This is a genomic window from Clostridium sp. JNZ X4-2 (genome assembly GCF_054889485.1).
The window spans coordinates 117,778-142,702 of record NZ_CM142685.1 but is presented as its reverse complement, the minus strand read 5'-3'; the positions used below and the strand labels follow the sequence as shown (position 1 = coordinate 142,702).

General features: G+C 33.7%; 41 protein-coding genes. All 41 read right to left on the bottom strand.

The features are described from left to right. Window positions 1-60: 60 nt before the first annotated feature. Window positions 61-1,677: a phosphoenolpyruvate--protein phosphotransferase gene (ptsP, locus tag ACYUJ6_RS00875; RefSeq protein WP_461844021.1), complete on the bottom strand. Its 1,617-nt coding sequence runs from the start codon at window positions 1,675-1,677 to the stop codon at window positions 61-63. 22 nt (window positions 1,678-1,699) lie between these two features. Further along, complete coding sequence (locus ACYUJ6_RS00870; RefSeq protein WP_461844020.1) at window positions 1,700-2,419, bottom strand: tetratricopeptide repeat protein; 720 nt, start codon at window positions 2,417-2,419, stop codon at window positions 1,700-1,702. Window positions 2,420-2,494: 75 nt separating this feature from the next. After that, entirely contained in the window at window positions 2,495-3,184 is a 690-nt protein-coding gene (gene citX / locus ACYUJ6_RS00865; RefSeq protein WP_461844019.1) for a citrate lyase holo-[acyl-carrier protein] synthase, read from the bottom strand. A gap of 170 nt (window positions 3,185-3,354) precedes the next feature. Further along, window positions 3,355-4,332, bottom strand: a complete 978-nt coding sequence (locus ACYUJ6_RS00860) for a GntR family transcriptional regulator (RefSeq protein WP_461844018.1) — start codon at window positions 4,330-4,332, stop codon at window positions 3,355-3,357. A gap of 212 nt (window positions 4,333-4,544) precedes the next feature. After that, window positions 4,545-5,249 carry an N-acetylmuramoyl-L-alanine amidase CwlD gene (gene cwlD / locus ACYUJ6_RS00855; protein ID WP_461844017.1) on the bottom strand — a complete coding sequence of 235 codons (705 nt, stop codon included), beginning with the start codon at window positions 5,247-5,249 and terminating at the stop codon, window positions 4,545-4,547. 156 nt (window positions 5,250-5,405) lie between these two features. Next, a complete protein-coding gene (gene rpsI, locus ACYUJ6_RS00850) occupies window positions 5,406-5,798 on the bottom strand; it encodes a 30S ribosomal protein S9 (RefSeq protein WP_461844016.1) in 393 nt (130 codons plus the stop codon). A gap of 25 nt (window positions 5,799-5,823) precedes the next feature. After that, window positions 5,824-6,258, bottom strand: coding sequence for a 50S ribosomal protein L13 (gene rplM / locus ACYUJ6_RS00845; RefSeq protein ID WP_461844015.1), 435 nt, complete (start codon window positions 6,256-6,258; stop codon window positions 5,824-5,826). 182 nt (window positions 6,259-6,440) lie between these two features. After that, window positions 6,441-7,175 (bottom strand): tRNA pseudouridine(38-40) synthase TruA, encoded by a 735-nt coding sequence (truA, locus tag ACYUJ6_RS00840; protein ID WP_461844014.1) that lies wholly within the window; start codon window positions 7,173-7,175, stop codon window positions 6,441-6,443. After that, a complete protein-coding gene (locus tag ACYUJ6_RS00835; protein ID WP_461844013.1) occupies window positions 7,175-7,984 on the bottom strand; it encodes an energy-coupling factor transporter transmembrane component T family protein in 810 nt (269 codons plus the stop codon). Before ACYUJ6_RS00835 ends, truA begins: the two co-directional genes overlap by 1 nt. A 12-nt stretch (window positions 7,985-7,996) precedes the next feature. Continuing rightward, complete coding sequence (locus ACYUJ6_RS00830; RefSeq protein WP_461844012.1) at window positions 7,997-8,851, bottom strand: energy-coupling factor transporter ATPase; 855 nt, start codon at window positions 8,849-8,851, stop codon at window positions 7,997-7,999. Next, window positions 8,836-9,681, bottom strand: coding sequence for an energy-coupling factor transporter ATPase (locus tag ACYUJ6_RS00825; RefSeq protein ID WP_461844011.1), 846 nt, complete (start codon window positions 9,679-9,681; stop codon window positions 8,836-8,838). Before ACYUJ6_RS00825 ends, ACYUJ6_RS00830 begins: the two co-directional genes overlap by 16 nt. A gap of 91 nt (window positions 9,682-9,772) precedes the next feature. Beyond that, entirely contained in the window at window positions 9,773-10,114 is a 342-nt protein-coding gene (gene rplQ, locus ACYUJ6_RS00820) for a 50S ribosomal protein L17 (RefSeq protein WP_461844010.1), read from the bottom strand. A 60-nt stretch (window positions 10,115-10,174) separates the two neighbouring features. Continuing rightward, window positions 10,175-11,122, bottom strand: coding sequence for a DNA-directed RNA polymerase subunit alpha (locus ACYUJ6_RS00815; protein WP_461844009.1), 948 nt, complete (start codon window positions 11,120-11,122; stop codon window positions 10,175-10,177). Between the two features lie 63 nt (window positions 11,123-11,185). Then, on the bottom strand, window positions 11,186-11,806 hold the full coding sequence (gene rpsD, locus ACYUJ6_RS00810) for a 30S ribosomal protein S4 (protein WP_461844008.1): 621 nt from the start codon (window positions 11,804-11,806) through the stop codon (window positions 11,186-11,188). Between the two features lie 21 nt (window positions 11,807-11,827). Next, window positions 11,828-12,226 (bottom strand): 30S ribosomal protein S11, encoded by a 399-nt coding sequence (gene rpsK, locus ACYUJ6_RS00805; RefSeq protein WP_461844007.1) that lies wholly within the window; start codon window positions 12,224-12,226, stop codon window positions 11,828-11,830. Window positions 12,227-12,241: 15 nt separating this feature from the next. Then, window positions 12,242-12,616, bottom strand: coding sequence for a 30S ribosomal protein S13 (gene rpsM, locus ACYUJ6_RS00800; protein ID WP_369705567.1), 375 nt, complete (start codon window positions 12,614-12,616; stop codon window positions 12,242-12,244). A gap of 212 nt (window positions 12,617-12,828) precedes the next feature. Then, the gene (gene rpmJ / locus ACYUJ6_RS00795; RefSeq protein WP_007062395.1) at window positions 12,829-12,942 is read right to left on the bottom strand and encodes a 50S ribosomal protein L36; all 114 of its coding nucleotides are present in this window, start codon (window positions 12,940-12,942) and stop codon (window positions 12,829-12,831) included. Between the two features lie 18 nt (window positions 12,943-12,960). Then, window positions 12,961-13,179 (bottom strand): translation initiation factor IF-1, encoded by a 219-nt coding sequence (infA, locus tag ACYUJ6_RS00790; protein ID WP_011988826.1) that lies wholly within the window; start codon window positions 13,177-13,179, stop codon window positions 12,961-12,963. Window positions 13,180-13,582: 403 nt separating this feature from the next. Next, the gene (locus ACYUJ6_RS00785; RefSeq protein ID WP_461844006.1) at window positions 13,583-14,236 is read right to left on the bottom strand and encodes an adenylate kinase; all 654 of its coding nucleotides are present in this window, start codon (window positions 14,234-14,236) and stop codon (window positions 13,583-13,585) included. Window positions 14,237-14,261: 25 nt separating this feature from the next. Then, window positions 14,262-15,542 carry a preprotein translocase subunit SecY gene (gene secY / locus ACYUJ6_RS00780; RefSeq protein WP_461844005.1) on the bottom strand — a complete coding sequence of 427 codons (1,281 nt, stop codon included), beginning with the start codon at window positions 15,540-15,542 and terminating at the stop codon, window positions 14,262-14,264. A 1-nt stretch (window position 15,543) separates the two neighbouring features. Further along, window positions 15,544-15,984, bottom strand: a complete 441-nt coding sequence (rplO, locus tag ACYUJ6_RS00775; RefSeq protein ID WP_461844004.1) for a 50S ribosomal protein L15 — start codon at window positions 15,982-15,984, stop codon at window positions 15,544-15,546. A 22-nt stretch (window positions 15,985-16,006) separates the two neighbouring features. Then, window positions 16,007-16,186 (bottom strand): 50S ribosomal protein L30, encoded by a 180-nt coding sequence (rpmD, locus tag ACYUJ6_RS00770; protein WP_369705571.1) that lies wholly within the window; start codon window positions 16,184-16,186, stop codon window positions 16,007-16,009. A 12-nt stretch (window positions 16,187-16,198) separates the two neighbouring features. Then, the gene (gene rpsE, locus ACYUJ6_RS00765) at window positions 16,199-16,696 is read right to left on the bottom strand and encodes a 30S ribosomal protein S5 (RefSeq protein WP_369705572.1); all 498 of its coding nucleotides are present in this window, start codon (window positions 16,694-16,696) and stop codon (window positions 16,199-16,201) included. A gap of 16 nt (window positions 16,697-16,712) precedes the next feature. Beyond that, on the bottom strand, window positions 16,713-17,072 hold the full coding sequence (gene rplR, locus ACYUJ6_RS00760) for a 50S ribosomal protein L18 (protein WP_461844003.1): 360 nt from the start codon (window positions 17,070-17,072) through the stop codon (window positions 16,713-16,715). Between the two features lie 18 nt (window positions 17,073-17,090). Next, a complete protein-coding gene (gene rplF / locus ACYUJ6_RS00755) occupies window positions 17,091-17,633 on the bottom strand; it encodes a 50S ribosomal protein L6 (RefSeq protein WP_461844002.1) in 543 nt (180 codons plus the stop codon). A 92-nt stretch (window positions 17,634-17,725) separates the two neighbouring features. Continuing rightward, entirely contained in the window at window positions 17,726-18,124 is a 399-nt protein-coding gene (gene rpsH, locus ACYUJ6_RS00750; protein ID WP_369705574.1) for a 30S ribosomal protein S8, read from the bottom strand. Window positions 18,125-18,159: 35 nt separating this feature from the next. After that, window positions 18,160-18,345, bottom strand: coding sequence for a type Z 30S ribosomal protein S14 (locus tag ACYUJ6_RS00745; protein WP_369705575.1), 186 nt, complete (start codon window positions 18,343-18,345; stop codon window positions 18,160-18,162). Window positions 18,346-18,357: 12 nt separating this feature from the next. After that, the gene (rplE, locus tag ACYUJ6_RS00740) at window positions 18,358-18,903 is read right to left on the bottom strand and encodes a 50S ribosomal protein L5 (protein WP_461844001.1); all 546 of its coding nucleotides are present in this window, start codon (window positions 18,901-18,903) and stop codon (window positions 18,358-18,360) included. A 22-nt stretch (window positions 18,904-18,925) separates the two neighbouring features. Then, window positions 18,926-19,243 carry a 50S ribosomal protein L24 gene (gene rplX, locus ACYUJ6_RS00735; RefSeq protein ID WP_461844000.1) on the bottom strand — a complete coding sequence of 106 codons (318 nt, stop codon included), beginning with the start codon at window positions 19,241-19,243 and terminating at the stop codon, window positions 18,926-18,928. 17 nt (window positions 19,244-19,260) lie between these two features. Beyond that, window positions 19,261-19,629: a 50S ribosomal protein L14 gene (gene rplN / locus ACYUJ6_RS00730; protein ID WP_461843999.1), complete on the bottom strand. Its 369-nt coding sequence runs from the start codon at window positions 19,627-19,629 to the stop codon at window positions 19,261-19,263. 28 nt (window positions 19,630-19,657) lie between these two features. Then, a complete protein-coding gene (gene rpsQ / locus ACYUJ6_RS00725) occupies window positions 19,658-19,912 on the bottom strand; it encodes a 30S ribosomal protein S17 (RefSeq protein ID WP_461843998.1) in 255 nt (84 codons plus the stop codon). A gap of 20 nt (window positions 19,913-19,932) precedes the next feature. Further along, window positions 19,933-20,145 (bottom strand): 50S ribosomal protein L29, encoded by a 213-nt coding sequence (gene rpmC / locus ACYUJ6_RS00720; RefSeq protein ID WP_369705580.1) that lies wholly within the window; start codon window positions 20,143-20,145, stop codon window positions 19,933-19,935. Further along, complete coding sequence (gene rplP, locus ACYUJ6_RS00715) at window positions 20,135-20,578, bottom strand: 50S ribosomal protein L16 (protein WP_461843997.1); 444 nt, start codon at window positions 20,576-20,578, stop codon at window positions 20,135-20,137. Before rplP ends, rpmC begins: the two co-directional genes overlap by 11 nt. A gap of 17 nt (window positions 20,579-20,595) precedes the next feature. Then, window positions 20,596-21,267 carry a 30S ribosomal protein S3 gene (gene rpsC / locus ACYUJ6_RS00710; protein WP_461843996.1) on the bottom strand — a complete coding sequence of 224 codons (672 nt, stop codon included), beginning with the start codon at window positions 21,265-21,267 and terminating at the stop codon, window positions 20,596-20,598. A gap of 15 nt (window positions 21,268-21,282) precedes the next feature. Next, the gene (rplV, locus tag ACYUJ6_RS00705) at window positions 21,283-21,618 is read right to left on the bottom strand and encodes a 50S ribosomal protein L22 (protein WP_461843995.1); all 336 of its coding nucleotides are present in this window, start codon (window positions 21,616-21,618) and stop codon (window positions 21,283-21,285) included. A gap of 24 nt (window positions 21,619-21,642) precedes the next feature. Next, window positions 21,643-21,942, bottom strand: a complete 300-nt coding sequence (gene rpsS, locus ACYUJ6_RS00700) for a 30S ribosomal protein S19 (protein ID WP_369705584.1) — start codon at window positions 21,940-21,942, stop codon at window positions 21,643-21,645. A 113-nt stretch (window positions 21,943-22,055) separates the two neighbouring features. Then, window positions 22,056-22,889: a 50S ribosomal protein L2 gene (gene rplB / locus ACYUJ6_RS00695; RefSeq protein ID WP_461843994.1), complete on the bottom strand. Its 834-nt coding sequence runs from the start codon at window positions 22,887-22,889 to the stop codon at window positions 22,056-22,058. 54 nt (window positions 22,890-22,943) lie between these two features. After that, complete coding sequence (gene rplW, locus ACYUJ6_RS00690; protein ID WP_461843993.1) at window positions 22,944-23,243, bottom strand: 50S ribosomal protein L23; 300 nt, start codon at window positions 23,241-23,243, stop codon at window positions 22,944-22,946. Then, window positions 23,243-23,863: a 50S ribosomal protein L4 gene (gene rplD, locus ACYUJ6_RS00685; protein ID WP_461843992.1), complete on the bottom strand. Its 621-nt coding sequence runs from the start codon at window positions 23,861-23,863 to the stop codon at window positions 23,243-23,245. Before rplD ends, rplW begins: the two co-directional genes overlap by 1 nt. A gap of 24 nt (window positions 23,864-23,887) precedes the next feature. After that, window positions 23,888-24,517, bottom strand: coding sequence for a 50S ribosomal protein L3 (rplC, locus tag ACYUJ6_RS00680; protein ID WP_461843991.1), 630 nt, complete (start codon window positions 24,515-24,517; stop codon window positions 23,888-23,890). Between the two features lie 68 nt (window positions 24,518-24,585). Then, on the bottom strand, window positions 24,586-24,894 hold the full coding sequence (rpsJ, locus tag ACYUJ6_RS00675; RefSeq protein WP_106007705.1) for a 30S ribosomal protein S10: 309 nt from the start codon (window positions 24,892-24,894) through the stop codon (window positions 24,586-24,588). Window positions 24,895-24,925 lie beyond the last annotated feature (31 nt).

The following is a 24,925-nucleotide window of genomic DNA, read 5'->3' as shown; positions in this document are numbered from 1 at the left end:
TACACTAAAAACTACCGATATAGTAAATCTACCAGTAGTTTTTAATATAATTTCTCAATGTTAATTTTTCATTATGATTTGCTTTGCTTTCAATATGGAGGAGGCACTCATTGAAAATTCATCCAATCCATACTCCACCAGAATAGGAATGGAATTTTCATCTCCTGCCATTTCGCCGCACATTGCACACAATTTCCCATTCTTATGGGCAGCATCTATAGTATTTTTTATAAGTTTTAATATAGCAGGATGCATTGGATTGTATAAATATGATACTTTTTCATTCATCCTGTCCGCTGCAAGTGTGTACTGTATTAAATCATTGGTTCCTATACTAAAGAAATCTACATGTTTAGCCAGTTCTTCAGCCTCCAGTGCAGCTGCTGGTATTTCCACCATGATTCCAGTTTCCAAATTTTTGTTAAACTTCTTTTCCTCTTTTTCGAGCTCATTCATACACTGCTTTAATACTTTCTTGGCCTGTAAAAATTCCTCTACAGAACTTATCATTGGAAACATTATTTTTAAATTTCCAAAGACAGATGCCCTGAGCATTGCTCTTAACTGAGGTTTGAATATATCATCCCGATGAAGGCAAAGTCTTATAGCTCTATATCCCAGGAAAGGATTCATTTCCTCTGGCAGAGGCAGATAGGATAACTTTTTATCTCCACCTATATCCAATGTCCTTATAACAACAGGTTTCCCTCCCATTTTCTCCACTACATTCCTATAGGCCTGAAACTGCTCTTCTTCTCCCGGCATATCTTCTCTATCCATATACAAGAATTCAGTTCTGAAAAGTCCTATACCCTGAGCACCATTTTTCAAGACTTGTTCCACATCCTGAGGTTTTCCTATATTGGCAAAGACCTCCACCCTTTTTCCTGACTTCGTAGTAGTTTCTACATTTATTAGTTCTTTAAGTTTTTCCATTTCCTCATTATATGCTTTTATTTTAATTTCATATTGCTTTATGGTACTCTCATCCGGGTTTATTATGACCATTCCTTCAATTCCATCCACAATTATAAAATCCCCATCTTTAACAGACTCTGTTATGTCATTGGTTCCAACTACTGCCGGTATTTCAAGAGTTCTAGCCATAATAGCACTATGTGAAGTCCTGCCGCCAATATCTGTAACAAAAGCTGCTACCTTGTTCTTATCCAATTGTGCAGTATCTGACGGTGTCAAGTCATGGGCCACTATTACCACTTTATCATCTTCAATTTTGTCTAAGAAAGATCCCTGCCCCGTAAGATTAGAAAATATTCTATTCCCAACATCTTTTACATCAGCACCTCTCTCTCTCATATATTCATCTTCCATATTATCAAAAATCTTTACATAAGAATCTACTATATCATGAAGGGCTGCTTCTGCATTTATATGTTCTGTTTTTATCTTTACTTTTACAGCACCTGCAAATTCCTCATCATCTAAAAGCATAATGTGGCTTTCAAAGACCTCTGCTTTATCTTTTCCTATTTCTTTTTCAGATCTTCTCTTTATTTTCTGAAGCTGTTTCTTGGATAAATCCAAAGCCTCCTGAAATCTTTTTTCTTCTTCTTGTATATCTTCTATACACCTTTTTTCCACACTTACCTTGCCTTCCCTTTTCATGAGTACATTACCTATTGCATAACCCTTAGAAGCCGATATACCTTTTTTCATTTGTTTCCCTCCTAAGATCATTTTATTTTATTAGGTCTTGAAATTCCCTAGAGTTCTTTACCGGATCAAAATCCTTTTCCTCTCCAGCTATACTCTTAATATCCGGAGACATATCTATAGCTGTCTTAAGAAATTTAACTGTATTTGAAACATCTCCCCGTCTTCCATATATACTTGCCTTTCCATAATAGCTCCAAATATATTTTTCCACCTCTAAATCTTTATCATACCAATTCAGTGCATCATCATACCTTCCATAAAGTTCATATGCAAGTGCCTTGTTAAATCGCGCATATCCAAAATTCGGATTAAGCTGAAGAGCCTTATCTATGTTTTTCATTCCCTCTTCATAATTATTACTATAACATAATGCAATTCCCTTTATATTATAAGCTTTATAGAATTTATTATTTTGATTTATGATTTCATCAGCTTTATCTATAGCTTTAGAATACTGTTTATTACTAAAAGACTTTTGTGCTTCTTTGTACTCCTCTTCAAATCTTTTATTATTTTTTTTATCTTGGGTTATATGAGCATTATTTTTGCTTATTACAGAGTTTTGGGCTATACTTTTATGTGGATTTTCTACAGTAATTTTATTTTTCCTATTCCAATATGAATTTTTTGCCACTAGAATTACAGCAAAAATACATAGAATACAAAATACCACTATTTTAGCTTTTAAAGGACATCTTCCAAACAGCATTGAACTTATGCTCTTTTTATTTTTTAAAGCCATTCAACTTTCCTCCCAAAATACCCACAATAAGCATTTCAAATGGCTTTACCATATGAAATGCTTATCACTTATATCTTAACTTAATTTATTTTTCAAGTACTCTTCTAATTTATTTTCTATATATTCTTTTATTTCATCAATATCATATTTACCGCTGCCTGAACAATTATATGCTTCCTGTCCGCATATATAACACTTTCTTGACTCCAATCCAAGTTCTCTCCTGCTTAATTCAACTCCATTATTGCCAAACACGTCTATATCCACAAATCTTCCCAGAAAATGATTATCTTCTACATTAATGGCCAGTTTCTTTATTTTATAAACATCTTCATTTATAATCAAGGTCAGTACAGGTCCCTCGGCTGCAACCTGAAGATCCTTATACATTATCTTGTCTTTAAATTTATCAATGACTAAAGCAGAAAATACTTTCATTATAATAAAACTTACACAATTATTTTTATTCAGTCCCGGATAATTTACTCTTATTGAAATAAGAGGTGATAAATAATCCCTTATAAGCCATTCCTGTCTGCTCATTCTCTCTTCTCTATCCCTTGCAATATCCTCCATAGTATATTCTTTACTTATAATGGAATCTATACCATTGTAGTTTTTAGAGATACATTCCATATAAATGGATTTTATCAGTCTGCCCTTCATTTTACTGTCTAATTTATCTATGCTCTCATTGCTATCCTTATGCTTTTTAAATATGTCATATTCAGTTATAAAATTATTTTCGGTTAAATCACTACTCATAATTTAATAATAAGAATTATTAATTCTTATTATCTCCTTTCCCTTATTAGAATTTAAAATTTCCACATACTCTTTATTATACTTTTTCCTTTGAATCTATACAAGTTCTAAATTATAAATAAATTTAATTTTTTAAGCTCCCTTTTAAACATATGGATACTAAATGATTCTCATTTTTGATATTTAAGATCAATTATTTTTGACTTTAGTGCTTTAACTGAATTATCATCAAGATTATACAAAAATTTCATTATACACTTATTATCCGTATTATGTAATTGTACATCTCTGTATCTTCCCGGTGATACGATTAGTACATCTACATTATTTATAATTTTTATAACTTCATGTTCATTTGTAGAATTGGTAAATTGTATGTTTATATTCCCAAGTCCCGCTTTTTCTAATGCTCCTCTTGCTTTAAACATAAACTCATTTGAAATACATATAAACGCAAACTTAGTATCTTCAGGATATCTTGCAATCTTGACTATAGTTTCCAAATCCACATTTATTGCCACTCCTATTATTTCTTTTTGAAATCTTCTAGTCAATTTAACTACTTCATTAACATGATTAAAGGTTGCTATTATAACCTGACTTTTTTCTATAATTTGTTTGGTGGCATCACTTATATTTCTTATATCATCAATAGTAAATGGAATTACATTGATATTTGTGCCTTCCATAATCTGTTTGCTGAACATTCTAGCCTGCTCAATATTACACTCCACATATACAGCTGTTATTTTACTCATTAACTCTTTTTTTTCTCTTACCCTTTGGATAACAACCTCCAGAAATTCATCAGCATCCATTCCCGCTTCTACTGCTTCTTCAAATCCAAGATCTATAAACTTCATTATCTTTTGCTTTATATTTTGAACCTTCCAGGGATTAGCTTCTTCTGCTACAAAAGTTCCTCTTCCTTGATAGGATTTCAAAATCCCATCTTGTTCTAATTCATTGTAAGCTGTACTTATAGTATTTCTGCTTACCTTAAGCTCTTCAGACAGCTCCCTCTCAGTGGGCATTTTTTCTCCTACTTTTAACCTATTGCCATTTACCAAATCCATTATTTTATTTTTGATTTGCAAATATAATGGCACTCCACTATCTTTATCTATTTTAATGTCTATTGTAATCACCTCAAAATCGTCAGATTAATGGATTAATGGATTAATCCATTACTTTTATCTAAAGAATATCATAATACAGTATAAAAATCAATTGATCACTTTATGTCAATTTGAAATTTTCTGAAAATTGTTGGTATTTACTTTAACTTTATTGAATTTCAACAAGTGATAAATTAAAAAGAACAGATATTAATATCTGTTCTTTTTAATTTAAATTTATGTTAATTAGGAATGTAATAATCATCAACAGATTTGGCTATGGACTCTGCTATCTTATCTTGATATCCATCTTTTATCAATTTGTTTTTCTCTTCTATATTAGATAAAAAACCACATTCTACTAATACAGAAGGTATACTGTCATTGCATCTAAGCACTTTATATGAATTTAATGCGGCTTTCTCCTTTCTATTATTATTCTTATCCAAATCACTGATTAAATTACCTTGAAGAATACCAGCCAATTTTTTACTGTTTTCATTTTTTGAATACCACACCTGTGCTCCATAATATTTGGATTGGGGAAACATGTTTAAATGTATGCTTATAAACATATTACATTCTGTATCTTTTTTCAATTTACATCTGTTATTTAGATCCTCAACTTTTTTCTTTCTTATTCTTCCCTTTTCAGTATAAAGTCCTTTATCCTGTTCTCTGGTCATAACTACCCTATATCCCCTTTTTAGTAATTTATCCTTTAACTTATTGCTTATCTTTAAATTTATTTCCTTTTCCATCACTCCATCCTTTGACACAGCTCCACTGTCCATGCCTCCATGTCCAGGATCTATCAATATTATATTTTTATTTTGATATTTAATAGCATCATTATCACCCAGTACTCTGGTTAGATAAAAGTTATTTATACCAAATGTAAACAATAATATTAATAATATAGTAAATCTAATTTTTCTCCACTTCATAATAACTTATATCACTCCCTATAATATTCTAGAGATTTACTATATATTTTTACCTATATCTTTAAAAAATATTAATAAAATTTATGTAAAACTAAAATAGCTTCTGCATACAAAAGTAAAAATACCTTTATACGTAGAAGCTTAAATACAATTTTATTATCTCTTTGAAAATTGTGGAGCTCTTCTGGCTTTTTTAAGACCATACTTTTTTCTTTCCTTCATTCGAGGATCTCTAGTTAATAATCCAGCTTTTTTAAGTTCCAATCTCAGATTTTCATCTGCCTTTAAAAGGGCTCTTGATATACCATGTCGTATAGCTCCAGCCTGACCAGTAAATCCTCCTCCATGAACATTTACCAGTACATCAAACTTTCCAGCAGTTGAAGTCAGTGCAAATGGTTGATTAACTATAACTCTTAAAGTTTCCAATCCAAAATAATCTTCTATATTTCTTTTATTTACAATTACTTTACCTTCTCCAGGTACCAGCCTAACTCTTGCTGTTGATTTTTTTCTTCTGCCTGTTCCACAATATTGAACTTTAGCCATTTTTTATCCTCCCTTCAGTCTTCGCCTAATATCTTAATTCTAATACTTCTGGTTTTTGAGCCTGATGATTATGCTCACAACCTCTGTATACTTTTAGTTTTCTCAGCATCTGTTTCCCTAACACTCCTTTTGGAAGCATTCTTCTCACAGCCTCCTGAAATACAAATTCAGGTTTCTTTGCCAAAGCATCCCTATAAGGGGTTTCTTTCAGTCCACCCGGATATAATGAATGATGTCTCAACATTTTTTGATCTAATTTCTTTCCAGTTAAAGCTACCTTTTCAGCATTTATTATTATTACAAAATCTCCTGTATCTACATTCGGTGTAAATATAGGTTTGTTCTTACCTCTTAATATTGATGCAACTTGACTTGCCACTCTTCCAAGTGGTTTTCCTGCAGCATCAACAACATACCATTTTCTTTCAATTTCCTGAGGTTTTGCTATATATGATTTCATGGCTTTCCCGTTAAAAACTAACGGTTTTCAACTCCTCTCCTAATTGGCTATTTTCTAATTTCACTACTAAAAATTTTTCGAATCCTAACAACGATTCTCTATAGAAAGATCCGGGGCTAGTGGATCCTTTATAATCAAAATACAAACATTTATATTATAATACAATGATCCTGGCGTGTCAATCAATAAAATACCTTTTCAAGACAAAGACCTACTGCTGGTACAGGCTTGCCTGCCTTTGATCTATCCTTTGATTTTAAAATATCTTTTATATATTCCGGTCTGAATTTCCCTAATCCTACCTCCAAAAGGGTACCTACCATTATCCTCACCATATTATACAAAAATCCATCTCCAACTACATTAAATTTAATCAACTTTCCCTGCTCTGTAACTGTCATCTCTCTTATGGTTCTGATAGAAGATCTGGCCGAACTTCCCTTTTTCTTAAAGGCAGAAAAGTCATGTATTCCCTCAAAATATTTACATGCTGTCCGGATTTTTTCTATATCCAGTTTCATTCTAAAATAATACACATACTGTCTTCCTATAACCGGTCTATTATCACCTGTTATTATGGTATAAATATATTTTTTACCTATACTATGAAATCTAGAATGAAAACTATTATCCACCCTTTCAGAGCTTAGTACAACTATATCTTCTGGCAGTACCCCGTTTAATGCCATTTTAAAGTTTGGTGCAGGTATTTTACTGTTGGTAAAAAAATTACATACAAATCCTCTGGCATGAACTCCTGCATCAGTTCTGCTGGCTCCTGTAACCTCTGAAAAGTCGCCCGTGATCCTTTTAATCGCATCTTCTATCTTTTCTTGAATTGTAACAGCATTTTTTTGCCTCTGCCACCCGGAATAACTGGTACCATCGTATTCTATTATCAATTTAATATTCTTCATTAACTCCACCACACTCTACCTAACACCGAAATAAATACCAGTGCTAAAGTACATGCCGACGCTATAAAATCTCTATTAGTTAATCTAAGCTGTTTCATTCTAGTCCTGCCTTCTCCTCCTCTATAGCACCTAGCTTCCATGGCCATAGCCAATTCATCCGCCCTCCTAAAGGAACTTATAAAAAGTGGAACTAAAATTGGTACAAGGCTTTTAGCTCTCTGAATAATATTTCCAGATTGGAAATCTGCCCCTCTTGCCATTTGGGCCTTCATTATCTTATCTGTTTCATCCATTAAAGTTGGTATAAATCTAAGGGCAATAGTCATCATCATAGCAAGCTCATGGGCAGGTACACCTATTTTTTTCATTGGATTTAAAAGTTTTTCTATGCCATCGGTCAATTCAATGGGAGATGTAGTCAATGTTAAAAGTGATGTCCCTATAATTAAAAATACAAGTCTAAGAGTCATAAATGCAGCCATAATCAATCCTTCTTTATATATAGCCAGGAACTTCCACCTAAATAATGGTGGATTAACCCCGCCTGTCATAAACATATTTAATACTGCAGTTATAAGCACTAAAATCAATATTGGCTTAAGTCCCTTATATATATATACAATCTGTACCTTAGATATAAGTATTGAAATTATAGTAAATAATACTATAATTATATACCCTTTAAAGCTGTTTACTATAAACAAATCCACAATGTATATTAAAGATATCAATATCTTAACTCTTGGATCCAACTTATGAACAAAAGAATCTCCGGGTATATATTGTCCTATTGTAATATCTTTAATCATTTACTAGCTCTCCTAACCTTTATTGAGTATTTTAAGTAATTCCTCTTTTGCCTGCTCCACGGTAAATACATCTTTTGATATATTTATTCCTTTTTGCCTGAGTTTTTTTACCATATAAGTCACTTGCGGCACTGCAAGTCCTACACTTTCTAAAGTGTCAACCTCATTAAAAACTTTTGTTGGTGATCCATCCAGTATACATTTTCCCCGATTCATTACTATTATTCTATCTGCAAGTTTAGCTACATCTTCCATGCTATGGGATACAAGTATTATAGTCATGTTGTATTCATTATGCAAATCCTTTATTTCTCCCAGGATATCATCTCTGCCTTTAGGATCAAGTCCTGCAGTAGGCTCATCCAATATAAGCACCCTAGGCTCCATGGCAACTACCCCTGCTATGGCTACTCTTCTCTTTTGTCCACCACTTAATTCAAAAGGGGATTTATCCTTATATTCTTCATATTCCAGGCCTACCATATTCATGGCTCTTTCTACTCTTTTATTTATGTCACCATTGCTTAAGCCTAAATTTTTTGGACCAAAGGCAATATCTTTTTCTACAGTTTCCTCAAACAATTGATATTCTGGATATTGAAATACAAGTCCTACTTTTTTTCTGATAAAGTTCAAATTAATCTTCTTCTCAGTAATATCTACATCATCTATTATAATCTTCCCCGAACTCGGTTTTAAAAGTCCATTTATATGTTGTATAAGTGTGGATTTCCCAGAACCTGTGTGTCCTATAAGGGCAACAAATTCTCCCTCTTTGATTTCAATACTTACATTGTCCAATGCCTTTTTTTCGAAAGGTGAACCCTTCATATAGACATGAGTCAAATTCTCTATTTTAATTGACATAATTCACTCACCATCTCATCTATAGTTAATATATCAGATCTAATATTTACTCCACTATTTCTAAGTTCATAAGCTAATTCAGTCATCTGTGGTACATCCAGTCCAATATCCTTCATTTTGGCTACTTGACTAAATATATTCCTAGGAGAACCCTTCATAATAATTTTTCCTTTATCCATAACAATTATCCTATCAGCATTCACTGCTTCCTCCATATAATGGGTGATTAAAATTACAGTCATACCATATTTGCCATTTATATCTTTTATGGTTTTTAATACTTCCTGTCTACCCGAGGGATCCAACATTGCAGTAGATTCATCAAATATTATACAATCTGGTCTCATTGCAAGTACTCCCGCTATGGCCACTCTTTGTTTCTGACCCCCTGAAAGTAAATGAGGTGCATGTTTTCTATATTCATACATATGTACTCTTTTTAAGCATTCATCAACTCTTAATCTTATTTCCTCAGGAGGTACACCTAAATTTTCCGGTCCAAAAGCAACATCTTCTTCTACAATAGTAGCAACTATTTGATTATCCGGGTTTTGAAAAACCATTCCCGCCTTATTTCTAATACTCCAAATATTTTTTTCATCTGACGTATCCAGACCTTCTACATATACTTTGCCACTAGTTGGGTTTAATAGTGCATTCATATGTTTTGCCATAGTGGACTTTCCTGAACCATTTCTGCCTAAGATAACAAGAAATTCACCTTTTTCTACTTGGAAGTTAACATCATCTATGGCAAACTTGGAGTTTTCTCTATCATTATCCTCATACTTGTATTTTACATTTTCACATAATATCATCTTTTTTTCCATAGAAACACCTCATTAATTGGATGAACCATAAAACTCAACCAGTATCTTATAGAAAAACAGGGATTAAGCTAGCTTACTTAATCCCTCTGTCTTATACTAACTCTAGTATAACCACTTCGGCTCCATCGCCTCTTCTTGGACCTATTTTATACATTCTAGTGTATCCACCATTTCTTTCAGCATACTTAGGAGCTATATCTGCAAATAAATTTTTTACAACTTCTTCTTCAGTTACAAAAGAAAGTACCTGTCTCCTAGCATGAAGATCTCCTCTTTTGGCAAGAGTTATCATCTTTTCTGCTATATTTCTTGTTTCCTTTGCCCTTGTATCCGTTGTCTGTATCTTTCCGTGCTTCAAAAAACTAGTAACAAGATTTCTAAGCATAGCTCTTCTTTGATCAGATGGTCGACCTAACTTACGGTATCGTGCCATTTATATTCCTCCTTACTGTTGTTATTAAATAAGCCTGTTGGATCTTTTTTCCCATACTTCTTAATCTTCATTTTGTTTCAATGATAATCCCAAGGCATCAAGCTTTTGTTCAACTTCCTCTAAAGACTTTTTACCTAAATTTCTAACTTTCATCATATCATCCATTGTTCTCTCAGTTAATTCCTGTACCGTATTTATACCAGCTCTCTTTAAACAATTATAACTTCTTACGGAAAGTTCCAGTTCTTCTATTGTCATTTCAAGAACTTTTTCTTTCTTATCTTCTTCTTTTTCAACCATTATTTCTACATTATTAGCATGATCAGTCAAAGTCATAAATAGCTTAAAATGTTCTATGAGAATTTTAGCCGATAAACTTACAGCCTCATCCGGCAATATGGTTCCATTCGTCCACACTTCTAATGATAATTTATCATAATCAGTTATCTGGCCAACCCTTGTATTTTCTACAGCAAAATTAACCCTTTTAATAGGTGTATATATTGAATCCACAGGGATTGTACCTATTGGCATATTTTCAGATTTATTTTTTGCCTGTGAAACATATCCCCTGCCATTATTTACGGTAATTTCCATATAGAGCTTAGCATCTTCATCCAGAGTAGCTATATGTAAATCTCCATTAACTATTTCAACATCGCCATCTGTCTTTATGTCTCCTGCTACAACTTCTCCTGGTCCCTGGGCATCTATATATATAGTTTTAGGGCCCTCTCCATTCATCTTTAAAGCCAATTCCTTTATATTTAGAATTAACTCTGTCACGTCTTCTTTTACTCCACGTACAGTTGAAAATTCATGAAGCACACCATCTATCTTTACATAATTAGCAGCCACTCCTGGAAGTGAAGAAAGAAGAATTCTTCTAAGTGCATTCCCAAGAGTAATACCATAACCCCTCTCCAATGGTTCCACTACAAACTTTCCATAGCTGCCATCTTCACTGGTTTCAACACATTCAATTTTGGGTTTTTCTATTTCTAACATGAATATAACCCTCCTTCTATTTATCTAATAATGTATCCTTGAGGGCAACTGATTCTATATTAATTACCTACTGTATAACTCTACTATTAGTGTCTCATTAACAGGAACATCTATCTCATCCCTTGATGGTTCTCTGATAACTTTTCCCTGAAAATTTTCTATATCTCCCTCTAACCAAACTGGTAAAGTTTTAGGATTTTCTGCAAAAGTCTTAAACTTTTCTGATGCTTTGCTTCTATCACACACAGTTATCGTATCATTAACTGACACTTTGAAAGAAGGTATATCTACCTTTTTACCATTAACTAAGAAATGACCGTGAGTTACTAATTGTCTAGCCTCTGCTCTTGATTGACCATATCCTAATTTGTAAACTATGTTATCAAGCCTTGTTTCAAGTAAAACCAATAGGTTTTCACCTGTTATACCCTTTTTTCTATCAGCCTTTTCATAGTACTTTCTAAATTGTCCTTCTAATATTCCGTATATTCTCTTAGCCTTTTGTTTCTCTCTTAATTGTAAGCCATAGTTAGATACTTTCTTTCTTCCCTGACCGTGCTGTCCTGGTGCATATCCTCTTCTTGAAAATGCACATTTATCTGTATAACATCTATCCCCTTTGAGGAATAGTTTTAAACCTTCTCTTCTACAAAGTCTGCATACTGACCCAGTATATCTTGCCATTAAAATTTACACCTCCCGTTACTAAACTCTTCTTCTCTTTGGTGGCCTGCAACCATTATGTGGTATTGGAGTAACATCTTTAATCAAAGTAACTTCAAGTCCAGCTGCTTGAAGTGATCTTATTGCTGCTTCTCTACCTGCGCCCGGTCCCTTAACATACACTTCAATGCTTCTTAATCCATGCTCCATAGCTGCCTTAGCAGATGTCTCAGCTGCCATTTGTGCGGCAAATGGTGTGCTTTTCCTGGAACCCTTGAATCCTAAACCACCTGCACTGGCCCAAGATAAAGTATTCCCCACAGCATCCGTGATGGTAACTATTGAATTATTAAAAGTTGATCTTATATGTGCACAGCCATGTTCAATATTTTTTCTTTCTTTTTTTCTTCTAGTTGTCTTCTTAACTTTTCCAGCTGCCATTTCCCTACCTCCTTATTATTTCACTATTTTTCTCTTAGCTCCTACCATTTTCTTTGGACCTTTTCTCGTTCTTGCATTGGTCTTGGTTTTTTGTCCTCTAACTGGCAGACCTTTTCTATGCCTTATTCCTCTATATGAACCTATCTCTATTAATCTCTTTATATTAAGGGCAACTTCTCTTCTTAAATCGCCTTCAATTCTTAAATTTTTAATATAATTTCTTAGTGAATTAACTTCTTCTTCTGTTAGATCTTTAACTCGAGTATCTGGATTTACACTAACTTCCTTTAGGATTTTTTGAGAAGTTGGCAAACCTATGCCATATATATAAGTGAGACCTATTTCAACTCTTTTTTCTTTTGGTAGGTCAATACCTGCTATTCTTGCCATTAAAATTTACACCTCCTGAGTATCTAATGGATAAGGATTAATTTATTTATATTTATTATATAAAGTTTTAAAGCCAACAGAATATATGTATATTCTGTTGCAGCCGCACCTTAAAACATGATTAGCGTAAAATTTACATTATAAAAATATTAACTTAACATATATTTTTATCTATAACATATACTTTATACTTAATCTCACTTTTAGCTAATTTATCCTTGCTTTTGTTTATGCTTAGGGTTTTCACAGATAACCATTACTCTTCCCTTTCGCTTTATGATCTTGCATTTTTCACACATAGGCTTAACTGATGGCCTTACTTTCATAGCTAACCCTCCTCTTAATTACTTTGCTCTCCAGGTTATTCTTCCCCGAGTTAAATCATAGGGAGAAAGTTCCACTGTAACTTTATCACCTGGAAGTATTCTTATAAAATTCATTCTCAATTTACCCGATATATGTGCCAATATTTTATGTCCGCTTTCCAATTCTACTTCAAACATTGCATTAGGTAGCGCTTCTAAAACAGTACCCTGCATTTCAATAACGTCATCTTTTGACATAAGGTAATCAAACCTCCTTGTTATTGCTGACTGCAAAAATATCATTTAATACTAATCTTAATATATTATAAACACAGTATTATACTCTTTTAATTCACATTAGTCAACATCATGTTTAAATCAATTATTAAAAGCATATTTAAGATAACATATAAATTTAATAATGAGCTTTCAGACTCATAACTGCAGTAACAATAATCCAATTATTCCATATTGCTTTTACATAACGCAGATTTCCATACTCATAACCGGTTATATAACTAACACACTATTCCCTTTAATAATCTTAGAATTCATTCCTGACTTTTGAAATTCTATCCAACTCTTTAATAGTTATTCTATATTTTATCAAGTTCCAACGTGGTATCCCATAAACTAAATAATATAAATTTCTAAATCAATATCACTTATGATTATCTCCCAAAATATTTTTCACATTTTGAAAAACCTCATTTATCTCACCAGCACCATTTACTATTGAAAGTACACCTTGATTCTTATAGTAGTCAATCAGGGGTTCAGTTTGTTTATCATATATATCCAATCTATTTTTAACAGTAGATTGGGTATCATCTTTTCTCTGCATAATATCGCTGTTACATACATCACATTTTCCCTCAATTTTAGGTGGATTAAATTTTATGTGATAACTGGCACCACAAGATGGACAAACTCTTCTCCCTGTCATCCTGTCAAAGATCAACTCTTTTGGAACATCTATAAGAAGAACTTTATCTATCTTTTGTTCTATACCGCCTAAAAATAAATCTAAAGCTTTAGCTTGAGTTACCGTCCGTGGAAATCCGTCTAATAGAAATCCATCTTTACAATCATCCATACCTAACCTATTTTTCATTATATTTATAGTAACTTCATCAGGTACTAATTTTCCTTCATCTAAATACTTTTTAGCCTCAATTCCAAGAGAAGTTCTTTCTGAAATATTTTTTCTAAATATATCTCCAGTGGATATATGTGGTATAAGGTATTTCTCACTAATAAATTTAGCTTGAGTTCCTTTTCCTGCTCCCGGAGGGCCTAATAAGATTATTTTCAAATTGCATCATCTCCAAAACAATTTACTAATTCAAAAACCCGCGATAATGACGCATTACTAATTGTGATTCTATCTGTCTTATAGTCTCAATAGCAACATTTACTATGATAAGCAATCCTGTTCCGCCAAAATATATACCTTTAAAATTAGTATAAGTTTCAGCTATTATAGGTGATATTGCCACTATACCAGCAAAAGCTCCTCCTAAAACTGATACTCTAGCTAAGACCCTTTCTATAAATATGGTTGTTGGCTCTCCTGGTCTTATTCCTGGTATAAATCCAGATGATTTATTCATATTCTCAGCCATTTCTTCAGGCTTAAGAGTGACTTCCGTATAAAACCAAGTAAAAAAAATTGTCAGTAAGAAGTACAGTACTGAATATTCCCAATTACTTTCTTTAAATGGACTGAATGCGCTTATTGTTATAAATTTATTAAAAGCCGAATCAGGCCAAAACTGACCTATTGTAGCTGGAAACTGCATAACTGATATGGCAAAGATAATTCCAATAACAGCTGCTCCGTTTACATTAATGGGAATATGAGTTGACTGTCCCTTATACATTCTGCCACCATTAGTCTTACCTGCATATTGTATGGGAATTCTTCTTTCAGATAAACTCATCAGTACAACTGCTATAAACAGTACGATTATTACTGCTCCAAGTCCTATCAATTCCACAAAATTAACTGTTCCAACCTGTTGAAGATTGAATACGCTGGATACAGCAGATGGGAACCTTGAAATAATATTTACAAATATTATAAGTGAAATTCCATTTCCAATACCATGTTGTGTGATTTTATCACCAAGCCACATAAGAAAGGTTGATGCTACAGTTACAGTAAATATTATCATAAATATGCTTATTTTATCAGATGGATCTACAAGCGCACCAGCTCTACTTATTATAGCATATATACTAAAACTTTGAATTACCCCCAGTGGTATTGAAGCATACCTTGTATATTCCTGTATCTTCTTTCTTCCTTCTTCCCCTTCTTTAGATAATTGCTCTAAACGAGGAATTGCCACTGTAAGCAGCTGAAATATAATAGAGGAATTGATAAAGGGGATAACTCCCATAGCAAATATACTAAACCTGCTAAATGCACCTCCTGCCAGGAGATCATAAAACCCAAACAACGATCCATTGGTAGTTAACTCAGTTAACTTAGCGGTATTAATTCCCGGAACGGGAATAAAGTTACCTAGTCTAAATATTATTACCATAAATATAGTAAATAGCAACCTTTTTCTTAATTCAGGAACCTTCCAAGCATTACGTAAGGTTGATAGCACCTTATATCACCTCTACTTTTCCTCCAGCCGTTTCTATTTTTGCTGCCGCAGTTTTTGTAAATTTGGCTGCTTTTACTATGAGCTTCTTCTGTAATTCGCCATTTCCAAGTATCTTCAATCCGTTTTTAGATTTTTTTATAATTCTTTTTTCTAAAAGCAATTCCGGTGTAACTTCTGTGCCGTCTTCAAATATGTTAAGTTTCTCAACATTTAACTCAAAATACTCTTTTGCAAATATATTAGTGAATCCTCTTTTCGGAATTCTTCTATAAAGCGGCATTTGCCCGCCTTCAAATCCTATTCTTACTCCACCACCAGATCTGGACTTCTGTCCGTTTTCACCTTTTCCAGAATTTCTCCCAAAACCTGAACCAGTACCTCTTCCAATCCTCTTACGTGATTTTCTTGATCCTTCTGCTGGCTTTAATTCATGAAGTTTCATTTATACTTACACCTCCTCTGTATTACGCTTCCTCTACATCTAAAAGATAGCTAACTTTTTTGATCATGCCTCTTAACTGAGGAGTATCCTCTTGCTCTACAGCTTTGCCTATTTTCTTTAATCCAAGAGCATTAACAGTAGCAATGTGATCTTTTTTTCTTCCTATTAAACTTTTCTTTAAAGTTATTTTAAGTTTAGCCAAGGTCATTCCCTCCTAACCTAAAATCTCTTCGACAGTTTTACCTCTAAGACTAGCTATATGTTCTGCTGTCTTTAGTCGTGATAAACCATCAATAGTAGCATTTACCATATTTCTTGGGTTATTAGAACCAACTGATTTTGCTCTAACATCCTTTAATCCTGCAAGTTCAAGTACTGCTCTAGAAGGTCCGCCTGCTATAATTCCAGTACCTTCAGGTGCCGTCATTATAAATACTTTTCCTGTTCCAAATTGACCTGTTATATCATGTGGTACTGTTGTACCGAAAATTGGAACATCAATCAAATTTTTCTTTGCATCTTCTATTCCTTTTCTGATTGCTTCGGGTATTTCTATAGATTTTCCTGTTCCTACTCCCACATGGCCGTTTTCATCGCCTACTACAACTAGGGCACTAAATCTAAAGTTTCTACCACCTTTAACAACCTTAGCAACTCTATTTATAAATACAACTTTTTCTTTAAGATTTAAAGTGCTAGGATCGATTCTCATTTACTTTCCTCCTCTTTTAAAATTCCAATCCAGCTTCTCTTGCTCCCTCAGCTAGATTTTGTACTCTTCCATGATATATATATCCACCTCTATCAAAAACCACTTCTTTAATTCCCTTTTCAATAGCTTTCTTGGCTATAATTTCTCCCACAGTTTTTGCTGCTTCCCTGTTGCTTCCTATGCCTTGAAATTCCTTATCCAAGCTTGAAGCAGACACCAGAGTTGCTCCCTTTATATCATCTATTATTTGAGCATATATGTTCTTATCACTTCTATATACCGAAAGCCTTGGTTTTTCAGCTGTTCCAAAAATCTTCTTACGAACTCTAAGATGACGTTTCGTTCTTAGCTTTTTTCTATCATCTTTTTTAAACATAAAGTTCACTCCTTTCTACTACTTCTTACCAGTTTTGCCTTCCTTGCGTCTTATAATTTCATCGTCATATTTAATTCCTTTACCTTTATAAGGTTCAGGTTTTCTCCATGATCTTATATTTGCCGAAACATATCCTACTAATTCCTTGTCAATACCTTTTACTACAATTTTTGTAGCAGCAGGTGTTTCAAAGGTTATTCCTTCAACTGATTGTATTTCAACCGGATGAGAATATCCTAAATTTAAGACTAATTTTTTACCCTGTAATTGAGCCCTATATCCAACACCTACTAATTCCAATGTTTTTGCATATCCTTCAGTTACACCAATAACCATATTATTTATTAATGCCCTGGTAAGTCCATGCAGAGATTTTATCTGTTTTTCATCATTATCTCTTTTACATATTACTGTATTGTCTTCAATAGTAATATGTATATCTTTTCTCATAGCTTTAACAAGCTGGCCCTTAGGTCCTTTTACAGTAACAACGTTATCTGGTGTTACTGTAACGGTGACACCACTTGGAACAGCTATAGGAAGCCTTCCTATTCTCGACATCATTACACCTCCTGTATCACTCATCGGTTAGTAACAACTATTAATGCTACTCTTTTATATTCCGCATAAGTTTTATCCTTCATTTAAAGTTACTACCATATGTAGCAAAGTACTTCTCCGCCCACACCTAATTTTCTTGCTTCCTTATCAGTAACAATACCTTGGGAAGTGGATACTACTGCGATTCCAAGACCGTTTAATACCTTAGGTATTTCTTCTTTTCTGCAATAAACTCTCAATCCTGGTTTGGATATCCTTTTAAGTCCAGTTATAACTCTCTCTTTATCTTTACCATATTTCATTGAAAATCTTATCATATTAACGGAACCATCTGCATATTCCTCTATATTCTTTATATATCCTTCTTGAAGCATTATATTCAATATTGCCTTTTTAATAGTTGAAGAAGGTACTTCTACCATCTCATGCCTAACAATATTTGCATTTCTTATACGTGTAAGTAAATCTGCTATAGGATCAGTCATTACCATTTGTTGTGCCTCCTTTCATCAATAACTAACATTTTTTACCAGCTTGCTTTTCTACATCCAGGTATTTCGCCTTTATATGCTAGCTGCCTAAAACATATACGACATATACCATATTTTTTAAGTACAGCATGAGGCCTACCACATATTCTGCATCTTGTATAAGCTCTAGTTGCATACTTAGGTTCTTTCTTCCACTTTTCTATTAAAGCTTTACGTGCCACGTTTTTCCCTCCTTATTTTTGAGCAAATGGCATTCCAAGAAATTTAAGCAATTCTCTTGCTTCTTCATCGGTATTAGCTGTAGTAACAAAAATTATATCCATGCCTCTTACCTTATCTATTTTATCATATTCTATCTCAGGGAATATTAACTGTTCTTTAATTCCCATTGAATAATTTCCTCTACCATCAAAAGATTTATCCGGAACTCCTGAAAAATCTCTAACTCTTGGCAATGCAACATTCATTAATTTATCTGCAAATTCGTACATATATTGTTTTCTCAAAGTGACTTTACATCCTATAGGCATATTCTCTCTTATCTTAAAATTTGCTATAGATTTCTTGGCCCTAGTTAATACTGGCTTTTGTCCTGTAATTATGGTAAGATCACTTACTGCCGATTCCAAAACCTTTGGATTGTCTTTAGCTTCTCCTACACCCATATTTATAACTATTTTTTCAAGCTTTGGTGCTTGCATTATATTAGTATATTTAAACTTCTCCATTAAAGCAGGAACTACTTCTTTTCTATACTTTTCCTGTAATCTCGAACTCATGTTTTTGCCCTCCTTTCAAAGATTAGAATGTTTCTCCGCACTTTTTACATACTCTTACCTTTGTTCCATCTTCCAATATCTTATGACTTATTCTGGTTATATTTTTACACTTATCACAATATAACATTACTTTCGAACTATATATGGGAGCTTCCTTATGAATTATGCCGCCCTCCATATTCTGCTTATTGGGTTTTTGGTGTTTTGAAATCATATTAACATCTTTAACAATAATTTTTCCTGCTTTAGGCATTACCGCTAAAACTTCACCTGTTTTCCCCTTGTCCTTACCTGATATCACCATCACTGTATCCTTTTTCCTAACATGTATCTTTGCCATTATAGCCACCTCCTTATCTATAGAACTTCAGGCGCTAATGATAATATTCTACTAAAATCCTTATCTCTTAGCTCTCTCGCAACTGGTCCGAAGATACGAGTTCCTCTTGGCTGCTTATCATCTTTTATTATAACAGCAGCATTTTCATCAAATTTTATATATGAACCGTCTGTTCTTCTAAGACCTCTTACGGTTCTAACAATAACGGCTTTTACAACTTCTCCCTTTTTAACAACACCGCCTGGTGTTGCACTTTTAACACTAGCAACTATCGTATCACCGATATTTCCCCATTTTCTACTGGATCCACCTAAAACTCTTATACACATAATTTCTTTAGCACCAGAATTATCTGCAACTTTCAACAATGTTTGTTGCTGAATCATCGAAAATACCCTCCTTTCAGCTATTATACTATTTAGCCTTTTCTACTATTTCTACAAGTCTCCATCTCTTATCCTTAGATAAAGGTCTTGTTTCCATTATTAATACTCTATCATCATTTTTTGCCTCATTTTTTTCATCATGAGCTTTAAATTTGCTGGTTCTATTAACCGTCTTTCCATACAGTGGATGACGAACTTTCGTTTCAACTGCAACCACTATAGTTTTATCCATCTTATCGGAAACAACTCTTCCGATTCTTGTCTTTCTATATCCTCTTTCCACAGAATAAACCTCCTTTCAGCCTATTGTTCAAACGACCTTAGTTCTTCTTCTCTAAGAATGGTTTTAATTTGGGCTATAGATTTTTTAACTTCCTTTATTCTCATTGGATTTTCCAACTGACCTGTAGCCAATTGAAATCTTAAATTAAATAATTCAGATTTAAGATCCTGTACTTTCGCTTGTAAATCTTGAGGGCTGCTTTGTCTCAATTCCTGCAATTCTCTAGCCTTCATTGCTTTCACCACCCACTTCTTCAAAATCTTTTCTTGTGACGAATTTAGTTTTTATAGGCAATTTGTGTGATGCAAGTCTCATTGCTTCTCTTGCTATTGATTCAGACACACCTGATAGTTCAAACAATATTCTACCTGGTTTAACAACTGCTACCCAATATTCTGGTGCTCCTTTACCAGATCCCATACGTGTTTCAGCAGGTTTTTCCGTAACTGGCTTATCCGGGAAAATCTTTATCCAAAGTTTTCCTCCCCTTTTTATATATCTATTTATAGCTATTCTGGCTGCTTCTATCTGGCTAGCGGTTATCCATGCACACTCTGTAGCCTGTATAGCGTAATCTCCATATGCTATGAAATTACCTCTTGTTGCTTTGCCTTTCATTCTGCCACGCTGTACTTTACGATGCTTAACCCTTTTAGGCATTAACATATCCTATTCCTCCTTCCCTATGCTTTAGCTTTTTCCTTATCTTCAACAGGTTTTTTAGCTGGGAGTATTTCTCCTTTGTATACCCATACCTTTACACCAATTTTTCCATATGTTGTATCTGCTTCTGCAAATCCATAGTCTATATCGGCTCTTAATGTCTGAAGTGGAATTGTCCCCTCATGATAAGATTCGGATCTTGCTATTTCAGCTCCTCCAAGTCTTCCTGCGCATGTAGTTTTAACTCCTTTGACACCAGACTTCATCGCCCTTTGCAGAGTTTGTTTCATAGCTCTCCTAAAAGATATCCTCTTTACAAGCTGTAGGGCTATATTTTCTGCCATAAGCTGGGCATCCGCTTCTGCTACCTTTACTTCAACTATATTTATTAATATAGTTTTTCCTATAACTATTTTTTGAAGCTGGGATTTTAAAGCGTCAATTCCCTGACCGCCTTTTCCTATTATCATACCAGGCTTAGCTGTAAATATATTTAATTTAACTCTTTTAGCTGCTCTTTCAATCTGAATTTTCGAAACTCCAGCTATAGCAGTTTTTTTCTTTACAAATGTTCTAATTTTATTATCTTCAACTAGATTATCTGCAAAATCTTTCTTATCTGCATACCATTTAGCATCCCAGTCTTTAATTACACCAACTCTTAAGCCATGTGGATGTACTTTCTGTCCCATCTATTTCCCTCCTTTTTACTCTCTTTCCTTAACTATTAAAGTTATGTGACTACTTCTTTTATTTATTCTAAATGCTCTTCCCTGAGCATGTGGTTGAAATCTCTTTAATGTTGGTCCTTCACAAGCATATGCCTCTGAAATATATAAATTATCTTTATCTAAGTCCAAATTATTTTCTGCATTTGCAACTGCTGATTTTAAAAGTTTATTAACCACTACAGCCCCGTCTTTTGGAGTATATTTTAATATGGCAAAAGCCTCATTTACTTTTTTCCCTCTAACCAAATCAAGTACGATTCCTACTTTCATCGATGACATTCTTACATATTTAGCTATAGCCTTAGCTTCCATTTATACACTACCTCCTTTCCTAACCTATTGAGCAACACGAGTTGTCTTTTCAGTCTTATCAGCTTTATCAGCGGAGTGTCCTCGGTATGTTCTGGTTAATGCAAATTCCCCTAATTTATGTCCTACCATATCTTCCGATATATATACAGGAACATGTTTTCTGCCATCATGTACTGCTATAGTATGACCTATCATTTGAGGAAATATGGTTGAACTTCTCGACCATGTCTTTATAACTTTCTTCTCACCATTTTTATTCAATTCATTTATTTTCTTTAAAAGTGATTCCTGGACAAAAGGTCCTTTTTTAACTGATCTACTCACTTTTTAGCCTCCCTTCATAAAATCTATCTGAATAAAACTATTTTATATTTCAATCAATAATACTTTTAACTTTTCTAATTAACCCAGTGAAGAGAATATGCATTCTCTCCAGACTATTTACTATTTCTTCTTTTTAATATAAGTTTATCTGAATACTTATTATGTTTTCTGGTTTTGAATCCAAGAGCAGGTTTCCCCCATGGAGTAAGTGGTCCTGGGTGTCCTACTGGTGCTTTTCCTTCACCACCACCATGTGGATGATCATTAGGGTTCATTACGGAACCTCTAACCGTTGGTCTTATTCCCATGTGTCTCTTTCTTCCTGCCTTACCTATATTAACTATTTCATGAGTCAGATTGGAAACTGTTCCAATAGTAGCTCTACATTCTATCCTTATATGTCTCATCTCGCCGCTTGGAAGTCTCAATGTAGCATATTGACCTTCTTTAGCCATAAGTTGAGCAGAAGCTCCTGCTGATCTTACAAGCTGTGCTCCCTTTCCCATTTGTAATTCTACATTGTGAATTATTGTACCAACAGGTATATTTGAAAGTGGAAGGCAATTTCCTGTCTTTATATCTGCATCCGGTCCTGATACTATTACATCTCCAACCTTTAAACCCACTGGAGCTATTATGTATCTTTTTTCACCATCTACATAAACTACAAGAGCTATAAAAGCCGATCTATTAGGATCATATTCTATAGTGGATACCTTCGCTGGTATTCCATCCTTATTTCTTTTAAAATCTATTAATCTATATTTTTGTTTTGCTCCGCCACCTATATGACGAACTGATATTTTACCGTGAGCATTTCTACCACCGCTTCTTTTTAAAGCTATGAGAAGTGATTTTTCTGGTACATCTGTAGTTATTTCTTCAAATGCATTTACTGTCATATGTCTTCTTGAAGGTGTAGTAGGTTTAAATTTTTTAATTGCCATAACGGTATTCCCTCCTTTTTTCGCTTATCTGGATTTCTCCAATAACTGCTTTATTTATTGCTGCATTCCTTCAAAAAATTCTATAGTTTTGCTGTCTTCCGTAAGTTTAACTATAGCTTTTTTATAATCAGGTCTTTTTCCTATATGAACTCCAACTCTTTTTTGTTTTCCCACATATCTTGCTGTATTTACAACTTGCACAGTTACTCCAAATACATCTTCTACGGCCTTTTTTATCATTGATTTATTAGCACGTATATCAACTATAAAGGTGTATTTTTTATTATTCATATAACCCATACTTTTTTCTGTTATAACAGGCCTTTTTATAATATCATAATTAGTATATTTCATTATGCATACACCTCCTCAATCTTTGATACAGCATCCTTGGTTATTATAAGTTTTTCAAACTTCAGTAAATCATAAACATTCAAATTATTAGCAGGAATAACTGATACCCCTGGTATGTTTCTCGCTGACCTGTATACATTCTGATTTGATTCAGCTGTAACAATTAATGTTTTCTTTGCATCAAAAACATTCAGCAATTTTACTATTTCCTTTGTTTTTGGAGCATCCACCTCTAAATTATCCAGAATTATTATTTCATTTTCTTCAACCTTGCTGGATAGAGCAGATTTCATAGCTACCCTTCGAGCTGATTTAGGAACTGAAATTCTATAACTCCTTGGTTTTACTGCAAAAACTATACCACCGTGAATCCACTGTGGTGCTCTTATAGAACCCTGCCTTGCCCTGCCGGTTCCCTTCTGTCTCCAAGGTTTAATTCCACCTCCGGAAACCTCAGCTCTAGTCTTTGCTGATTGTGTTCCCTGTCTCTTGTTTGCAAGCAATGCTACCACTACTTGATGAACAGCATATTGATTTATTTTAGCTCCAAATACATTATCTGACAACTCAAAATCTCCAACTTTTATACCTTCTTTATTAAATAATCCTACTTTAGGCATTCTGCATCCTCCTTTCTACTAAAATTAAGCCTTAACAGTGTTTCGTATTGTTACAAAACTCTTGTTAGGTCCTGGTACTCCGCCTTTTATTAAAATAATATTTTTTTCAGGAATCACCTTTGCAATTTGCAAATTCAATACTGTAGTGTTTTTATTACCCATATGTCCTGGCATTTTCATATTCTTAAAAGTTCTGGATGGATCTGATGAAGCTCCCATGGAACCAACAGCTCTATGAAATTTTGAACCATGAGACATTGGTCCTCTTTGAGCATTCCATCTTCTTATAGTTCCCTGGAATCCCTTACCTTTTGAAACTCCTGACACATCAACTTTATCACCTTCAGCAAATATATCCGCCTTTATTTCTTGTCCTGCTTCATATTCACTTGCATTTTCAAATTTAAATTCTTTTATGAATCTTTTTAAAGAAACACCTGATTTGGTGAAATGCCCTTTTAATGGCCTATTAACAAGTTTCTCTCTTATATCGCCAAATCCAACCTGTATAGCATCATATCCATCTTTTTCTACTGCTTTCTTTTGTATAACTACACAAGGACCTGCTTCAATAACTGTAACTGGAATTACTTTTCCTTTTTCATCAAATATTTGGGTCATACCTAATTTTCTACCCAATATAGCTTTTTTCATTTACATGCACCTCCTAAACATATTAGCGGATCGCATAAACGGTCATAATAGTCAGTAATAAATCTTAATTATAGCTTTATTTCAATATCAACACCTGCTGGTAAATCTAGCCTCATCAATGCATCAACAGTCTTAGGCGATGGGCTTATTATATCTATAAGTCTTTTATGGGTTCTTATCTCAAATTGCTCTCTTGAATCCTTGTATTTATGCGGAGCTCTTAAAATTGTAACTACATCTTTTTCGGTAGGCAGTGGTACTGGCCCAGCTACCTTTGCTCCTGTGGATTTAGCAGTTTCTACTATCCTCTCAGATGATTGATCCAATATGGTATGATCAAAAGCCTTCAATCTTATTCTTATTTTTTGTTTTGCCATTATTATTCCCTCCTTTTCATGCACGCTATGC

Excerpts from the sequence above, each read along its gene's own strand:
- rplE (WP_461844001.1), bottom strand. The coding sequence starts at position 18,903 with ATGAGTTCGAGATTACAGGAAAAGTATAGAAAAGAAGTAGTTCCTGCT.
- truA (WP_461844014.1), bottom strand. The coding sequence starts at position 7,175 with ATGAAGAATATTAAATTGATAATAGAATACGATGGTACCAGTTATTCC.
- citX (WP_461844019.1), bottom strand. The coding sequence starts at position 3,184 with ATGAGTAGTGATTTAACCGAAAATAATTTTATAACTGAATATGACATA.
- rpsK (WP_461844007.1), bottom strand. The coding sequence starts at position 12,226 with ATGGCAGCTGGAAAAGTTAAGAAGACAACTAGAAGAAAAAAAGAAAGA.
- rplV (WP_461843995.1), bottom strand. The coding sequence starts at position 21,618 with ATGGAAGCTAAGGCTATAGCTAAATATGTAAGAATGTCATCGATGAAA.
- infA (WP_011988826.1), bottom strand. The coding sequence starts at position 13,179 with ATGTCAAAAGATGACGTTATTGAAATGCAGGGTACTGTTTTAGAAGCG.
- rpmJ (WP_007062395.1), bottom strand. The coding sequence starts at position 12,942 with ATGAAAGTAAGGCCATCAGTTAAGCCTATGTGTGAAAAATGCAAGATC.
- rpsD (WP_461844008.1), bottom strand. The coding sequence starts at position 11,806 with ATGGCAAGATATACTGGGTCAGTATGCAGACTTTGTAGAAGAGAAGGT.
- rplN (WP_461843999.1), bottom strand. The coding sequence starts at position 19,629 with ATGATTCAGCAACAAACATTGTTGAAAGTTGCAGATAATTCTGGTGCT.
- rplW (WP_461843993.1), bottom strand. The coding sequence starts at position 23,243 with ATGAAATATACTAATTATGATATTATAAAAAGGCCTGTTATAACAGAA.
- rplD (WP_461843992.1), bottom strand. The coding sequence starts at position 23,863 with ATGCCTAAAGTAGGATTATTTAATAAAGAAGGTATAAAAGTTGGAGAT.
- rplQ (WP_461844010.1), bottom strand. The coding sequence starts at position 10,114 with ATGGCACGATACCGTAAGTTAGGTCGACCATCTGATCAAAGAAGAGCT.
- rplB (WP_461843994.1), bottom strand. The coding sequence starts at position 22,889 with ATGGCAATTAAAAAATTTAAACCTACTACACCTTCAAGAAGACATATG.
- cwlD (WP_461844017.1), bottom strand. The coding sequence starts at position 5,249 with ATGAAGTGGAGAAAAATTAGATTTACTATATTATTAATATTATTGTTT.
- rpsE (WP_369705572.1), bottom strand. The coding sequence starts at position 16,696 with ATGAGAATCGATCCTAGCACTTTAAATCTTAAAGAAAAAGTTGTATTT.
- rpsC (WP_461843996.1), bottom strand. The coding sequence starts at position 21,267 with ATGGGACAGAAAGTACATCCACATGGCTTAAGAGTTGGTGTAATTAAA.
- rplM (WP_461844015.1), bottom strand. The coding sequence starts at position 6,258 with ATGAAATCATATATAGCAAAACCTCAGGAAATTGAAAGAAAATGGTAT.
- ACYUJ6_RS00830 (WP_461844012.1), bottom strand. The coding sequence starts at position 8,851 with ATGTCAATTAAAATAGAGAATTTGACTCATGTCTATATGAAGGGTTCA.
- ACYUJ6_RS00870 (WP_461844020.1), bottom strand. The coding sequence starts at position 2,419 with ATGGCTTTAAAAAATAAAAAGAGCATAAGTTCAATGCTGTTTGGAAGA.
- rplC (WP_461843991.1), bottom strand. The coding sequence starts at position 24,517 with ATGAAAAAAGCTATATTGGGTAGAAAATTAGGTATGACCCAAATATTT.
- ptsP (WP_461844021.1), bottom strand. The coding sequence starts at position 1,677 with ATGAAAAAAGGTATATCGGCTTCTAAGGGTTATGCAATAGGTAATGTA.
- rpmC (WP_369705580.1), bottom strand. The coding sequence starts at position 20,145 with ATGAAGGCTAGAGAATTGCAGGAATTGAGACAAAGCAGCCCTCAAGAT.
- ACYUJ6_RS00835 (WP_461844013.1), bottom strand. The coding sequence starts at position 7,984 with ATGATTAAAGATATTACAATAGGACAATATATACCCGGAGATTCTTTT.
- rpsJ (WP_106007705.1), bottom strand. The coding sequence starts at position 24,894 with ATGGCAAAACAAAAAATAAGAATAAGATTGAAGGCTTTTGATCATACC.
- ACYUJ6_RS00815 (WP_461844009.1), bottom strand. The coding sequence starts at position 11,122 with ATGTTAGAAATAGAAAAACCCAAAATTGAATGTGTTGAAACCAGTGAA.
- rplP (WP_461843997.1), bottom strand. The coding sequence starts at position 20,578 with ATGTTAATGCCTAAAAGGGTTAAGCATCGTAAAGTACAGCGTGGCAGA.
- rplX (WP_461844000.1), bottom strand. The coding sequence starts at position 19,243 with ATGGCAAAGATACATGTTAGGAAAAAGGATACAGTGATGGTGATATCA.
- rpsI (WP_461844016.1), bottom strand. The coding sequence starts at position 5,798 with ATGGCTAAAGTTCAATATTGTGGAACAGGCAGAAGAAAAAAATCAACA.
- rpsM (WP_369705567.1), bottom strand. The coding sequence starts at position 12,616 with ATGGCAAGAATAGCAGGTATTGACCTACCAAAAGAAAAAAGAGTTGAA.
- ACYUJ6_RS00825 (WP_461844011.1), bottom strand. The coding sequence starts at position 9,681 with ATGGAAAAAAAGATGATATTATGTGAAAATGTAAAATACAAGTATGAG.
- rpsH (WP_369705574.1), bottom strand. The coding sequence starts at position 18,124 with ATGGTAATGACTGATCCTATAGCAGATTTACTTACACGTATAAGAAAT.
- rplF (WP_461844002.1), bottom strand. The coding sequence starts at position 17,633 with ATGTCGAGAATAGGAAGGCTTCCTATAGCTGTTCCAAGTGGTGTCACC.
- rplR (WP_461844003.1), bottom strand. The coding sequence starts at position 17,072 with ATGTTTAAAAAAGATGATAGAAAAAAGCTAAGAACGAAACGTCATCTT.
- rplO (WP_461844004.1), bottom strand. The coding sequence starts at position 15,984 with ATGAAACTTCATGAATTAAAGCCAGCAGAAGGATCAAGAAAATCACGT.